This is a genomic window from Zoogloea sp. (assembly GCF_028689785.1).
GTDB lineage: Bacteria > Pseudomonadota > Gammaproteobacteria > Burkholderiales > Rhodocyclaceae > Zoogloea.
This window is the reverse complement of the sequence record NZ_JAQVCN010000064.1, coordinates 1-14489: the sequence shown is the minus strand read 5'-3', so window position 1 is coordinate 14489 and position 14489 is coordinate 1. Positions and strand designations below refer to the sequence as shown.

The following is a 14489-nucleotide window of genomic DNA, read 5'->3' as shown; positions in this document are numbered from 1 at the left end:
CACGCGCGGCCCTCATTGCTATCTGATTGGGCGTTCCAGCAGGCCAAAGCTGCGGAGACGCACCGAGAGCCATCAGCCCCCCACGGTCGTCGGGCTCTTCTGAAGCACAGCCCCATCAGGCCCCAGTACGACAACCACGGCCGCCACACCCAGGTTGTCATCGTCCGCGACCGCAAGACTGGCCTTGCCATCCTGAATCGTCTTGACGCTGGCAGCCAGCGAACTCGATGCCAACGCAGGCTTGGTGCGAATATCCGCCACCAGCCCCGCCATGGGGGGCTCCACCTCGACAACGCAGCGCAGCCCTCGCCACGTCACAGCCTTGATTGTGACATTGGCTGCTGTCGAAGCTGACGCTGCGACATCCAGAGCGATAACTGGCACCAGGCACTCCTGGAGACTGAGGCCTCCGTGGGCGTACTCTGTCCCCGCCACAAAGCAGGAGACGCCCGGGGCATAGGCAATCTGCACCTCCTTGCACCAATCCCAACCGAAGGTCAGGGAGGTGCCAAAGGCAGAATGCTTCAGGATTGCACTGCGGCCCCAGCGGGTTTCGACTTGATGCATCGGAAGCTCGGTCTTGGGTAGCCCACCAGGCAACAGAAGCCAGCCATGGTCGGTCACAATGCGGAACCGTCGCCAACCTGCCTGGATAAGCTCTTCAACGCGCTCCATCACCTGATTCAGCTGCACGTCGAGGTCTCTGGCGAGCCTGATGCCGTGCTCGTGACCATAATGGTCCAGGTCTCCTGATTCCGTCCAGGCGCGCCCCTGGGGGTCTCCGGACTCATGTTTGTCGAGAACTTGAACCCCCGTCTCCGCGAGGAGCTTGCGGAGGTTGTAGGCCGACAATGGCTTGCCATCCGCCGCTACTCTCGGCTGGAAGTCGGCGTCCTCCTTCGTGCCGGCGACCCAATCTCGCACCGGGGAGCACCACGGCTTACCTGACGCCGTCACCGAGGGCATGCTGGTCCAAGAGACGCTCAAAGCCGGCTTACCCAGTTCGGCCAGCCGCTCCTTCAACCGTACCGCCACGTCGTAGCGCAATCCGTCGACGAAAACGGTGCACACCCCGCCCTCTGTCTCACCGGAAGACGAAGGACTCAAGGGGGGAAGCCCGCCAACGGATTTTGCGGCCTCTTGCAGGCGTACAGCGGCTGCATCGAGCCAGGGACGGTACACCGAGCGCAGAGCAGCTGATACGGCATCCACGTCAGCCTTTGCCTGAACGGCTGCGAGGACGTCCAGAGCGGCGGCATCCACTTGCCAGCCGTGCTGCTGGTAACTCGCTGCAAGCTGCTCAGGTGAGCTGCCAGATGGAAGGTTGGTGCTCAGCTCAACCAAACGAGACAGGTGCCCCAGAGCGACAGCAAGGGGGGATTGCCCCATGCGCCGCCACAGCCAACCGCGACGGCCCCCATGCTCCTGCTCGGCTTTGTGGATGGCTGCACGAGCCTGTGCCGAGTCCATCGAATCACAGGCGGCCAGCGCATAGCGCAAGTTCGCTTCCCGCTCTTCGTTGGCCTGGGGATAGCCTGCCAGCTGGTCGAGTTCGTCGAACAGTCCCAATTGAGGGGGCTGGACCTTGAGGAGCAGGTCATAGACCTTGGGAAAGCTCGTGTAGGAGTCTCGGTAGAGCTCGGAGACTGCTGCCCACTTCCCCTTTCCCTTGGCAAGCAGCTCTGCCGCGACCAGCAGGCCATCGGCCACAGGGTCAAACCCAAAATCAGCTTTGCAGCGCTTGCTGAAGACATCCCAGCGTACCCCTGCCCACTGCGCACGGGCACTATCGGCGTCATTCATCCAGAGCAACAGGTCCCGCGTGGGGTTCGGAGCCAAGAGGCTGTGGAGCCACTCCGCATTGATTTGACGCCCCTGAAGCTCTGCAACAGGGCGGTCAAGCAAGACACCGGCCTCGAGGGCCTGCCTCAGCGCCTCCTGTGTGGCCTTGTCCTGGGCTACATCCAGCTCAAGCCCGCCGTTCTTTGAAGACAGGAACGCACTCAGGGTCCAGTCCTTTGCGTTGGCTTGGCTCCAGAACACTCCGCGGTACTGCAGCTCTGCAAGGGGCTGCAGGTCACGAGGGCAATTCTCGATAGCCCGCAAATCACTTCGACCTATGCCTGGCATGTAAACAATCGGCACGCAGTTAAACTGCCCCTCAGACAAGAGTCCGGCGATATAGCACTTGAGCCAGATTGCAGGGCCACGACCTTGCTCGGGTTCATACGGACCGAGCGTGCAAAGGCTTGGAAGGTACTTCCTCAAATGCGGCAGTGCGGTTTGCCACTGACACTCTTTGTCAGGCCAGAGGATAGCTGCAGGCTGGGATTGAACGGATTTATTTACCTTAACTGCTTCCGAAATGGCTGCAACCAGCCGCTGGACCAGGGTGGTCATGCATTACCCACCGGCAGCGCCAGTAACTTTTGAATCAGGTCACCGCGCCGGAAAGTCGCTGACAGCTGTAAGGGTGAGACTTCCTTCTGCCCATACAAATCTGTCAATGCCGATTCGACATCGCTGACTGCTGCACGGAAGTAACCTTCGCCTCGCTCATCAATTAGCCGACGTGCCTCCTCAAAACACTGGTGATGAATCTCATCCAAATTCTTGCCTAAGTCCTTTAAGAGGCGTTGCCCCATGCGCATGGCTACGAAACACGATGCATAACGAACAAGAAGGGGGTCCGTGTCAACCGGCCGACGTCGATGATTTTCTGCAATCCGGTAAAGCAGCACTGCGAGCACAACTTGTGCTCCGTTTACGTTGTTTGGAAAAACGACAGAGTACAGCTTCCCAAAATGCTCTCTGGTCAGGAATTTTGCTTGATGCGGGGCATGCCGCCAAACAGCGAGAAGCGCTTCCGCAGCAGCACCCGCAGTAATATCCGTTGTTTTGGAAACGCCATCAACCCGTTTGCGTCGATAGTTGAAACCCAACTGCTGGATACTCGCTTCAAGCTGACGCTGAATTTCATCGTTCGAGCGGAGGTCTTTCAAGTCCACCGGATTCTGGCTGTTGGTTGCATGTGTAATCTGAAGAACTATATCGTCGTTGTCCTTCGGTAGCTTGTAGAGTCGTACCAACACGCTAGCGTCCGCTGGGAGAGATTTTCCTAGGGCTGCCATTGACTCGGCAGTCTTAAGAATCGTCATGCAGGTCTGGCCACCATTGACAATTTGCAGGTTCTCCACCCGAACCTGATAGTCACTATTCTGCAAGGCATTGTAAGAAAAATCATTGCAGACTAGGGTCAGTCCATTATTAAAGAAATAAAAATTTGAAGGCTGTTGTGACTGTAGCGTGGCGCGAATGCCCTCATTGACTCGATTTCCATGCAAGCCCAGATAGCGCCGAATATTGCGCTCCAGCAGTCGGTCACCATGCGTGCGCATTAAGGCAGCAACCTCGGTTACAGGCATGCGGCCAATACAAACTCTACTGAAGTTCATGTCCTCCACATTGGCCTTCCCCACGAGACGAAGTGTGTCATCAACCTGTTTGGGACGCTGCAGGATACCAATCAAGACATCATGGTTGACATACTCCCAAGTCACTTGGTCGCCAAAGCCTGCACGGTCGATGGCGGTTTGGGCCTGTTGATTCCATTTGATGCCATTGTTGCAGGCGATTGCTCGAACCCTAGGAATGAAGCCATCGCGGACCATGGCTCTTGCTTCTTCCACCTTTGCCCTTAAGCGCTCATTGATGGCGCCGAGTTCTGCCGACGGGTCAAAAATATGGCGAATAGCGTTAACCAATGCATTAATGCCATCTTCAGGAAAGTTTGAGTCAGCCTCTAGCTTTACCTTGTACTTAGCTTGGAAGAGCGTTACGACAAACTCCCCGTCCACCTCTTCCGTCACTTGCATGGCGTCCACACCAAAATCGCCGCCACCATCCGTCAAACAGTCGAAAGCCTCTTGGGCATCCAAATCCAACATGGTCTTGACGCACAGGTAGACAAAGGCTAACGGCTTCAGCCGAGCTGGGTCGGTGACATTCAGTTCGTCTTTGGCCCAATCTTGTATTTCACCCTGAACTCCCGTCAGGCGCTGGTCGATTATGGAAGCATTCAGATTCATGTCAGGCTCCTTCTTTTTGACTTGCTGCTATTTTCTCATTCCGCGTCAGATGGTGGTCATTGATGCGGTCGCCCTTGAACTTGTGGAACCACGGCGCGCTTTCCACGTCTTTGCCGCGGTCCTTGTCCCAGGTGACGTTGAGTTTGGGCTTCTTGTTGTGGCGCAGGACCTCGGCGGTCATGAAGGGGCGGATGTTGAGGCGCACGCCGTCGTTGAGGTCGGGGTTCCAGCCGATGGGCTGTTCGGTCAGGGGCTTCCAGCGAACAAAGATGTCGTAGGGCGGCTCGCCTTCGAGGATGAGCTCGAGGCGGCGCTTCAGGTCCTGGGCGGCGGCCAGGCGGGTTTGGGCGCCGTCGATGCGGTCACGCACGCCGGCTTCCTGCTGGCGAATCCAGTCGCCCAGGTAGGTGTGGATGAGGCGCTCCAGCTTCTTGGCGTCGAGCTGGTGGTAATTGACCAGCGCGCCGAAGCCGTCCTTGAGGCCGTCCCACACGTGCCAGATGAAGGGGCGATGGTGGAAGCGCTTGGCGTGCTGCTCGAAGAACTTCTCGCGCAGCCACACCTCCAGGCTCTTGCCGGCGCAGTCGGCCTCAGCCAGCAGGCGGTCGAGGGTGGAGGCTTTCCAGCTGCCGGGGGTGACGGTTTCCCAGGCGTCGATAAGCAGTGCCAGCAGGCGCTCGTGGGCGGGCTTTTCACCGCGCACAGCGGGCAGGCAGACGATGCCGTCGTCGTCGGCATGGGCGGCGAGCTGGCCGGTGTGCGCAATCCACTGACGGGCTTCATCGGCGAGTTCCATGTCGGCGTCGGTCTCGGCCGGCCAGCGGTAGCCGAGCAGGCGGGCGACGGCGACCTGCAGCGGGTCGGTGGCGGGCTGCGGGTGGCCGTGGAACAGCCACTGGGTGGGGTCGTCGGAATAGGGTTTGGGCAGACCGTTGGGGTAGCATTCGGCGGCGACTTGTTGCCAGTGGGCGAGGTCGAAGGGGACTTTGACCAAGTCTCCACGTACCTTGAGCGTCTGATTCGCCTTGCGAACCTCGACGGCATAGGACGGGTCTGCGCAGTAGCACCAAAGTGCTGGAACAACGGCTTCATCTTCTGCAATCAGAACGACTGCGTTCTCATCAAACAGGCCACCGAGGTATGACGTTGCTGGCAGGTCCCGCATCGCACTGATAAGAACGCCCTGGCGCCCCCAGGCGTTCTTGCCTCGAAGCCAAGAACCTACTTGGTCTTCCCCCAGCTTCTCGACCACGAAATCGTAAAGTGCCCCATTACCGTCCTCCCAAAAAACCAGGCTCTCGCATCCGGAGAAATCTGCACGAGCGTCGACTGTGCTTTGCATCTTTGCCCAGCCTGACGGAATTTCACCGAACTCCCAGTGCTTTCGATAGAAACGAATCGAGTCCCCCGTGCAGATACCGAGGTTATGGTAGGCAAATTTGTTCAGCACAGTGACGGACGAGGACTCTCCGAACATCACCCGCGCATCCGGATTCCCCAACTGCCCCTTCTGCCCCACGGACACCACCTCCCCCTCCCGCAGCAGCGCTGCCTTCTCCGCAGCCCCTTTCGGTCCACTGGCATCCACGCCGCACAAGGCAAACGCCTCGTCCGCCGGCGCATGGGTCTGAGTGAGCAGGATGATGAACGCCCCCGCCGCCTGTGGGCTGTCGAAGCCGCCCTCCCCCAGCCGCGCCAGCAGGTTCCACTGCACCCGCTTCAGCAGGCTTTCGCGCTGCTTCTTGTAGCTGGTGAGGAACAGCCAGTTCTGCGGCATCACTATCTGCACCACGCCGGCCGCACCGCGCTGCGACAGCTCCAGGCAGCGCTCCAGGAACACGTTGGCGAGGTCGTTCTTGGCGTCCGGGTAATGGGTTTCGCAGAAGGCCTTCAGCGCATCGGACTGCTTGCCGCGCGCCAGATAGGGCACGTTGGTCACCACCAGGTGGTAGCGCGCATCCAGCAGCCGCGCCGCATCTAGCAGGCCGCGGGCGGTCAGGGCGTGGTCCCAGGCTTCCTCCTGCACCTCGTTGCCCTCGCCCCACAGCGTGGCCGGGCGCTCGGTGGACAGCGCCCGCTCCAGCAGCGCGCGCAAGGTGTCAAAGCTCGTGGTGGCGAGGTCGTTCTTCAGGCTGCGGGCCGGGTCGAGCAGGCTGCCCAGCAGCGGCGCTTGCGAGAAGCTGTCGTGCAGCAGGCGCAGTTCCTGGCGCAGGTAGGTGGCGTTGGGCACCTCGTCGGGAACGAGCGCCATCCAGTCCGCCGCCCGCGCGGCCACCTTCAGCCCGCAGCAGGCGATGTTGGGCGCGGGCATGTCCGCGCGCACGCCCAGCGGCTGGCCGCCTTCGTCCGGGAAGCGCCAGGCGGCGAGCGCCAGCGCGAACACCGCGATTTCCACGCAGCGCGGGTCCAGCTCCAGGCCATGCAGGTTATCGCGCAGCACTGCATCCACCGCCTCGCGGGCGGAGAGGTGTTCTGCGGCTATGCGCATCGGCACCAACATCAGGAGGGCGGCTACCAGGAAGTGGCCTGAGCCGCAGCAGGGGTCGAGCAGCTTGAACTCGCTCAAGCGGTCGGGCCAACCTTCGAACTTGCCGGCGGCGGGCGTGCCATCCTCCTGCGTGCGCAGGTAGGTCAGCGGTACCGGACAGGTCCCGCCAGGGTGGCGCGTCACCCACCAGGCGCCCAGCGAGTTGTGGAGCAGGAAGTCCACCATGTAAGGCTCGGTGAAGAGCTGGGTGACGGCAGGCAGCTCGTCGGCGCCAATCTTCACTTCCGAGGCGTTGACCTCATCCTTCCGCTTGGCCTGCCAGAATTGGTAGACCCAGCCCAGGCTGTCGCTGGCCTGGAACACCTCGGTCGGCAGCGCGGCCAGCAGACGCTCCAGCTCGCGTTGATGCTCGGGCGCGAAGGCCAGTTCAAACACCGGGCTCTGGGGCTTGAACACCTGCGGGAGCATGCGGGCGGCCAGCTTGCCGGCCAGCTCCCACTGGGTCTTGGCGCCCAGGTTCATCGTCGGGTCGCTTTCCTGCACCAGCGCTTCGCAATCGTCCAGCGACACGGCCGCGCCCGGCTCCCAGAGCAGCAAGCCGTTTTCCGCCAGGAAGCGGGCGAAGAGCATGCGGTGCCAGTGCTCGTAGGCGACTTCCCAGACCAGGTGCTGCAGGCCCTGGGTGTCGTCGGCTGCCTTGGTATCGCCAAGGGCTCGGCCGTGGGCACGCAGGCGGCGGCGCAGGGCCTTGAACTCGTCGGTCAAGTAGTCGGGTGCCTTGGCTTCGCCTACGGCGAGTTGGCTCAGGGCGGCGCGAGCGCCTTTCTCGGCAGCCTCCCGGGCAGCTTTGACGGTGTTCTCGAGCTGGGTGCGCAGGGGCTTGGCCAGGGGCTGGTTGTGGTGGGTGCTCATGGAGGTCAGTTCCAAATCGGGTCAGCTTCCCAGTTGGCAGGAAAGCCCAGGTCTGCGGGAGCGATGGCAGGATGCGCCCTGAACAGGTCCATCAGCCGTATGGGCCATTCATCGTGGGTGTCCACGGGGCGCGAAAACAGACGCATCACCACGGCCAGGCAGTAGTAGCTCTGCTGGTCGGTGAAGTGCTGGGGGGCCTGAGCATAGACCTCGGGCCGATAGGCAAAACGGCGGTTCCAGACGCGGCCGTGGTGGGCGCAAATGTTGCGCAGGATGGTCAGCGCATGCAGCCACGACTCAAGCAGGCTTACGGACAGGCCAAAGGCCTTGGCCACCACTTTTTTGGGGTTGGGATGCTTCGGGTCGGCCTTCTGCAGGTGCTTGTACAACAGTGACCACTTGCCGAAAGACAGGCACTCGACCATCAACCAACTCGGGGGGAGCAGGGGCTCGGTGTAGGTCCTGAAGTAGTGCTGGGCGAACAGGTCTCTGGAGCGGTGTGTCTCGCGCTCGACTTCGCTCAGGAAGCTGCCCAGCGGAAACGGCTCGGTTCCGCCTCGGCGGCTTGGTGCGTGCCCCAGTACCTGGTCGGGGTAGTTGAGATACCAGAAAGGCCCGTACTGCAGCGACATCTGATTGCTGATGACGGTGCGCACCGCGACTTCGATGCGCTCAAGCTGGCCGAGTGTGATGCGGCGAAGCTCGCGGTCCAGTTCGTAACGAGCGACGATGTCGTCAAACTTCACGCCGGCCTTGAACACCCGCCCAGCAGGTGTGGTGTTCATCAGCGGAAGTGCGTAGCCGCGCAGGCGGAAGTAGCCGATGAAGTTCAGGGCACGTTCAGCGTCTGCGGGGTGGGGAACCGCCAAGCCCTTGGCTTGCCATCGAGCCAGCAGGTCGGCGTTTGACAGGGCAGGTTTGCTGTACTTCATCACAAACCGGCCGCAGAAATGAGAAACCCGCCATGGGAGCACTGTGCATGCGCTTTCGCGCAAACCTGAAGTGTGGCGGGTGTTGTTGCCACGATTATAGCAAGTAAACGGTTATCGGAAGACATGGATATCACAGCCAGGAGACGGGACAACGCGTGGTCACAGTGCAATCGGGCCTTGCTTGAGCTTGGTGCTGAGCAATGTTTCCACTTCTTCCAGCCAAGCCTTGAGCTCGGACTCGTCGTTCAAAGTGCGTTTGGGCAGCGGGACATGAACGACGTTGGGCTTCAGCAGCTGTACCGCGGCATGGCGGGCCGCCTCGAAGCGGCTGGGAAGTGCCTGGGTTTTGGCGACCCAGTGCTCCAGTTCGCAGTCGTCCAGTGCGTCCTGTAGTTGCTCGGGCGTTCCGAGCTGCACAGGCTCTGGCGCAGTCAAGTGGTGCTGCGTGCTGAGCTCGCTACGTTGCGCATCGCTGAGCCTGTTCCAGTCGGCGTCGGCCTGAAGTTGAGCTTGCTGTTGTTTGAAGGTTTTCTGGAAGGCTTCCAGCTTGGCGTTCAAGGCCTGGCGCAGCAGGTCCACCGTCTTGTCCAGCAGCGGGCGGACGGGGTCCGGGTCGGCAAGCAAGCTGCGCTGGGCCTCGATGGCATCAACCTCGGCTTTCAGCGCGGCATAAGGGCCCAATGCCTTGGCGTGGCGCAGCAACTCAATGAGCTTGCGCCAGACGGGCAGGCGCTTTGCAATGTCGGCGGCGGTTTGGGTCCAGGCCTTGGAGAGCCCGACGAGTTCGTCGTAACGGCTGAACAGCTCCAGCAGCTGGGCGTTGCCGGTCTGCCCCTCAACAGCTTCAAGGGCGGTGAGTTTCGGCACCTCGGGCGCGGGGGGCTGGCCACCCGCCTTCGATGCCTGGTCCCGCAACTTGGCGAGTAGCGCCGGCAGCTTGATGAGCTCTTCCTTGGGCTGACATGGAACGCCCACCGCGTCGAACAGCTTGCGAATCTTGATGAGCTGAATCGGCGTGATGTTGACGCTCTCACGCTGGAAGCTGGTCTGGGTGAGTTTGGCCCGGTCCAGACTCTTGGCATCCACGGGTTTGGACGTGGCATCGATAGCCTTGATATGGCCGGCTGCCAACAGGGCGTACAGCGCCCCATCAATAGCATCGCGAGGCCAGCCGAAGGGCGGTGCCTCGAAGTTGTCGCGAATCTCGGCGCCTTTCTTTCCAGGGCCGATGTAGGGAAGCAGCTTCTGGCAGACCGGGTGCTTGTCGGCCTCCTGGGTGTGGCCTACGGCTTTAAGGGCTTCGAGGTTGCCCTTGCGCGCCTCGTCCAGCACCTTGCTCCACATGTCGTGGTCGGCGGCATCGAACTGGCTGTAGAGGCGGATGGCCGAGGAGCGGGCTGCACGGTTGATGCGGTCAGCCAGGTCGTTGCCGTCCAAGGCCTCCTGGCCACCGGCCTGAAATACACGCACACCGGCAACGAGCAGCTCCAGCAGCTCGGCCAACTCCTTCTCGGCGGTGCGTTGCCGGCTCTCCATGGAGCGCTGGGCGTCACGGCCTTCCTCAGTGGAAGGACTCCCCTTCTTCTGCAGCGTGGTACGTGCGGCTTCCAGCGCCACGATGGCGTTGGTCAGCTCGGTCTTGTGCTGGGCAGGGAGGAAAGCAAAGAGCGTAGGGTTGTCGGAGCTCTTGGCCTTGGCTTCTGCGATGACTGATTTTTCTTCGGTCTGCCAGCCGTCCTGAATCCACAGGTAGAGGGACTTGTCGTGGTCTTTGGGCAGGTTGTCGTCGTAGATGGGTGCGAGGCGGCGCTCGACGTTGTCCTTGCCCTGTACGACACGCACCTTCTTTAGTACATCGTTGAAGCGGCCTTTCAGCAGGTCGGCGCGCTTTTGTTCCACCCGCTGGGGCGCTGCCTTGAGTTCGGCCTCTTGGGCGCGGAACTCGTCGTACCAGGCGCTCGACTCCCGGGTTTGCAGGCGGTACTCGGTGCCACTGCTCCCCGCCAGGGCCATCACGAGGCGGTCTTTGTTCTGAAGCTCACCCAGCAAGTCGGGCAGCTTCTTGCGAAGCTCGGAGGAGCCCGCGGAGAGGTCGGTGACTAAGAGGTCGGCCAGCGCTTCTTCGGTCGCCTTCAAGCCGATGTCCAGCGCAGCATCGGCCGGCAGCTTGTTGATGAGGTAGATGAGCTTGAGCAGCTTGGCCTTGAGCTGGGCGTCCGCATCCCCCGCCGAGAAGCGCTGGACGTTATCGAACACCTCCTTCGGCAACTGGGCGGTCGAGACGAGGTTGGCGGCAATCTGGTCATAGAGGAAGTCGCCGGAGACCACGTGCCCCAGCGGCGCATCGGCCGTGGCCAGCACGGCCTCGTGCACCACGCGCAACTGGCTACGCAGCTGGGAGACGGTGCCGGTGGTGTCAATGGTCCTCAGAACGCGTTCCCAGAACCGGCGACGTACCGGCAGGAGCGGGTAGTCCGAGGTCATCACGTCTTCGTCGTCGGTGACGTGCTCGAGCTTGGTGCCGCGCAGGTGGCGCGAGATTTCACCCAGGTTGGCACGCCAGACCTGCTCGACGTCTGGCTGGGCTGAGGGCTTCTTGGCCAGGATGATTTGTCGGGTGACGTTCTCGACGTCCCAGTCGCCCAGCATCACCTGTACAGGGAAGCGCCCCATCAGGCGCTGCAGGTTGGCCATGCCGGACAGCGCGGATTGCCCCGTTGCCACGAAGAGCAGCTTCCCATTGAAGTGCTTGGACAGGGTCTCCGTGACCTCCTGCACCTGGAAGGCCTTCTCCACGTCGTTTCCGACGAACTGTTGGACCTCGTCCAATACCACCAAGGTCAGGGGGAACTTGCCGTCCACCGACAGGGCATCCGCGATGGCGGTGGTCATCTGCTCGCTGGTGACGTCGGTGACCTGCGGGAACTGCTCCTTCAGGAGCTTGCGGGCGTCGGCCTCGGTGTGGGCCAAGCCAAGCCGCGCCTGCAGCAGGGCTTTGGCGAGGTGGCTGGACACGTACATGTGCGGAAGCTCCTGCGCCAGCGAGCGCCCGGCCGACTTCAACTCCGCCTCCACCGTGGGCAGGATGCCTTCTCGCGTCATCCACAGGACAAACTGCGCCTGGTTGTACTGCTCGGGCAGCCCCTTCGATTTGAACACGATGCCCAGCAGCGCCAAACGAACTTTGTCGCCGGCTCCGGCCCCAAGCTTGCCAGCGGCGGCGTGCAGGGTGCCGTGGCGCCTACCCTGCATGCTGAGTTCCTTGAGGTGCTCGAAGACGCCGGTGGGGAGCTTGGCAAGGCTGCGGGCCGTGGCACCGTCGGCGAACTGATAGTCGGTCCAGAGCGTGCGCAGCATCTTGGCCAGGTGCGACTTGCCACTGCCGTAGAAACCGGAAATCCAGACCCCAGGCTGCTCGGTCCCCGCATCCAGATTCAACAGGAACTTGTCCAGGATGGTTTCCAGGCCCTTCTCGTACTGCCCGTCGCAGACGAAGGATTCCAGCTCGTAGCGCAGGATGGCCTGGGCGGCATCGGAGTGGTCTTCGGATACCTCGGCCACGCCGTTGTTGACGAGGCGGTTCTCCTTTGGGGGCTTGTTGTAGATGTCCCGGTTCAGCATGGTGGTCTTGGCGGTGAAATGTTTGGAGGGCGGCGGTCAGTCTTTGGCCAGCAGCGGGACGGCCAGGTAGTTCCAGCCGTCGCGTGCGTCGAGGAGGCGATAGGTGTGATTCTCTGGATGATGCTCACCAGGGAAGAACACTAGCATGCGACCTTGCACCGCTTCCTTGATACCTTCTACCACGGACGAAACACGAGCGAGCCCAAAGAGGGTACCAACACCGAGCAGGGCAACGACGGTGTCGGGGCCGGCCCCGGCGTTGATGTGCGTTTTGAGTTTGTCATTGAGGTTGGCGACGAACTCGGTCAGCTCGCCGTTCTGGTATCCAGCCAAATCCTCGGGGCATTCGAAGTAGGCGTCCCGGTACTCCTGCGCCGCCATCCATTCAGGGAAGGCATGGGTGACATCCAGGAGGAGCCACTGCTTGCCTGCTTGCTGGGTTGCCAAGGCGAACTCCTCGACGTTGGCACGCAGGCGCAGTTCATCCGTCTTGTCGTAGACGGCAAAGATGACGCGCTGAATCGCAGCCAAGCCAGGCTGCCAGGGAACAGTGAGGTGCTGACGGTAAGCCGAAATCAGTTTGGCGACCTTAGACGACATGGGAGACCTCTTGGCGGATGTGCTCTTCTTCGGGAGTGAGGTAGCCAGGGAAGCGCACTTCCTTGACGCCCCCCGCGCTCATGAACACGATTTGCCCCCGGTGCGATGCGGAGTTGGCCAGCCCTTCCAGCTCGTCAGGAGAGCCAGGGAGGAGCTTCATCCAGGCTGAAGTGAACAGGCTCTGGCCAGTGAAACCCTCGAGATACCCGAGAAAAAGGGCGAAGGTGATGTTTGCGGGGGTGATGCGTGGAACCACCCGGGTCTTGCGGGACCGCCCAGCCAGAAAGCCAGCCTGAGTCCAGGTGCCGTTGATGTTCTGGGCAAAGGATTTGAGAGAGGCCGGACTGAAGCGACCTGGGTCGTCGCGGGCAAGCAGCTCCTCGAGTTCTTCACGGCGCACGCCTTCGCCCAGCTGCTTGGCGAGCATGAACTCCCATGAACGGCGCAGCAGCGGGTCACGGACGAGCGCAAGGGTGAGAGCCAGAACTGGCTGTGCGTCTGTGTCCTGCATCCAGAGTTTTCGGAAAGCGCGAAACGCTGCGAGCTCGGGCGCAAGGCCATACAGGTCTGCCAGGTGACCAAAGGCGAGCTCTCGTGCTTTGCGGGTAGGTTTGCCCAGTACGTTGGACTCGACCACCTCTCGCCGGTAGTCCGCCTTGGTGGCGGTCTCGGGCTGGTGATTGAACAGCGTGCGGAGCTCACCAAGCATCATTGTTCGGGCCGCATGCGCGCCGTTACGGCCGAAGCGGAAGCCGAATTTGGTGAGGGTAGAGTCAGTCGTCACGAGGGGCTACTTCAGCGGATGCCGCGGCTGGCGGGGATTTTGAGGGACTTGGCGGCTTTCAGGAGCCCGTCATCCAGGGTCAGGATTTTGTCTGCTCCCTGATTCTTGGCAATCGCAAGATGGAGAGCCCCCCCTTCTCGGAGGCCGGTCTCGAAGTGCCCTAACAAAGTCCGCGCCAAGTCGTAGTCGGCTGCGCTGGGGAGCCAGACTTGGAAGGATTCCTGAACGAGGGCTTCAAACTCTGCGAGGACTGAGGCCGCTGTCTGGGTAGAGAAGTGCTGAGCTTTCACCCCTTGAGCAACCAAGCAGGCGAATTCAACCCGGGTCCAGTGACTGACAGCCAAGCTGCCGGCAGCTTGTTTGGCCAGATAGGACTCGACGAGGGGGCTCACTTCTTCGTTCAGCACGAGAGGTGCGACGAAACTGGTATCCAGATAGAGCATGTCAGCGTTCGTCCTCATGCTGGCCCTGGATAAGCAGCGCGGAGGGCTTCTCCAGACGCGGGAGTTGGGCGCGAAACTGGGCTCGAGAGGCAAGCGGAGCTTTGGCCTTCTCCAAGCCACAGAGGCGGACGATGGGTTGCCCGTGCCGGGTGATGACCACCTCTTCTCCAGCGGCGACCTGGGTCACGAGCTCGCTCAAATGGGCTTTGGCATCCGCCAGGCTGACTGTACGCACAGCTCGCTCCAGATTGGTCATGAAAGTAGTCAAATCATACCCTGGGGGATGACATATTCAAAACCAGGCGAGGATGTACTTCCGAGGCTGCGTCGTGCGAATGGGGTGTCGGTTACGTCGAGCGGATTGCCTTGAATTTCTGTGATTTGCTGAGTGGGTGCGGCGTAGGGACGAGTTCCACAGAATGCTCGGCACTGCATAGTTGGAGAAGCAGTTGTTTGCCAAGCGGAAAGTGCGGCCAAGGTTTGCCACCAATTCCCTCGAGCCTGTCAGAATTTTTGTGTTTGAGGCATAACGTAAGTCCCGAAAGGAAGAGTTATGCCAAGGAAGAAACCGAAACAGCCCCTGCCGCCCGTTGCAGCGTTGCCGGAGGGCGCGCAGGAGTG

9 protein-coding genes are annotated in these 14489 nt (G+C 61.4%); all 9 read right to left on the bottom strand.

What is annotated here, in order from left to right:
- Positions 1 to 72 precede the first annotated feature (72 nt).
- Positions 73 to 2400, bottom strand: coding sequence for a BREX-1 system phosphatase PglZ type B (gene pglZ / locus PHI64_RS19680; protein WP_299886726.1), 2328 nt, complete (start codon positions 2398 to 2400; stop codon positions 73 to 75).
- Entirely contained in the window at positions 2397 to 4088 is a 1692-nt protein-coding gene (locus PHI64_RS19675; RefSeq protein ID WP_299886723.1) for an AIPR family protein, read from the bottom strand. Before PHI64_RS19675 ends, pglZ begins: the two co-directional genes overlap by 4 nt.
- Position 4089: 1 nt before the next feature.
- A complete protein-coding gene (locus PHI64_RS19670; RefSeq protein ID WP_299886720.1) occupies positions 4090 to 7488 on the bottom strand; it encodes a DNA methyltransferase in 3399 nt (1132 codons plus the stop codon).
- A gap of 5 nt (positions 7489 to 7493) precedes the next feature.
- Positions 7494 to 8420, bottom strand: coding sequence for an Abi family protein (locus PHI64_RS19665; protein WP_299886717.1), 927 nt, complete (start codon positions 8418 to 8420; stop codon positions 7494 to 7496).
- A gap of 159 nt (positions 8421 to 8579) precedes the next feature.
- A complete protein-coding gene (gene brxC, locus PHI64_RS19660) occupies positions 8580 to 12041 on the bottom strand; it encodes a BREX system P-loop protein BrxC (RefSeq protein ID WP_299886715.1) in 3462 nt (1153 codons plus the stop codon).
- Positions 12042 to 12077: 36 nt separating this feature from the next.
- Entirely contained in the window at positions 12078 to 12641 is a 564-nt protein-coding gene (locus tag PHI64_RS19655; RefSeq protein WP_299886712.1) for a BREX protein BrxB domain-containing protein, read from the bottom strand.
- Positions 12631 to 13425: a hypothetical protein gene (locus tag PHI64_RS19650; RefSeq protein ID WP_299886709.1), complete on the bottom strand. Its 795-nt coding sequence runs from the start codon at positions 13423 to 13425 to the stop codon at positions 12631 to 12633. Before PHI64_RS19650 ends, PHI64_RS19655 begins: the two co-directional genes overlap by 11 nt.
- Positions 13426 to 13436: 11 nt before the next feature.
- Positions 13437 to 13868 carry a type II toxin-antitoxin system VapC family toxin gene (locus tag PHI64_RS19645; RefSeq protein ID WP_299886706.1) on the bottom strand — a complete coding sequence of 144 codons (432 nt, stop codon included), beginning with the start codon at positions 13866 to 13868 and terminating at the stop codon, positions 13437 to 13439.
- Between the two features lies 1 nt (position 13869).
- Entirely contained in the window at positions 13870 to 14103 is a 234-nt protein-coding gene (locus PHI64_RS19640) for a type II toxin-antitoxin system Phd/YefM family antitoxin (protein ID WP_299886703.1), read from the bottom strand.
- Positions 14104 to 14489 lie beyond the last annotated feature (386 nt).

Bases quoted from the DNA above. Each gene is read 5' to 3' on its own strand.
- pglZ (WP_299886726.1), bottom strand. From the start codon at position 2,400: ATGACCACCCTGGTCCAGCGGCTGGTTGCAGCCATTTCGGAAGCAGTT.
- PHI64_RS19675 (WP_299886723.1), bottom strand. From the start codon at position 4,088: ATGAATCTGAATGCTTCCATAATCGACCAGCGCCTGACGGGAGTTCAG.
- PHI64_RS19670 (WP_299886720.1), bottom strand. From the start codon at position 7,488: ATGAGCACCCACCACAACCAGCCCCTGGCCAAGCCCCTGCGCACCCAG.
- PHI64_RS19665 (WP_299886717.1), bottom strand. From the start codon at position 8,420: ATGAAGTACAGCAAACCTGCCCTGTCAAACGCCGACCTGCTGGCTCGA.
- brxC (WP_299886715.1), bottom strand. From the start codon at position 12,041: ATGCTGAACCGGGACATCTACAACAAGCCCCCAAAGGAGAACCGCCTC.
- PHI64_RS19655 (WP_299886712.1), bottom strand. From the start codon at position 12,641: ATGTCGTCTAAGGTCGCCAAACTGATTTCGGCTTACCGTCAGCACCTC.
- PHI64_RS19645 (WP_299886706.1), bottom strand. From the start codon at position 13,868: ATGCTCTATCTGGATACCAGTTTCGTCGCACCTCTCGTGCTGAACGAA.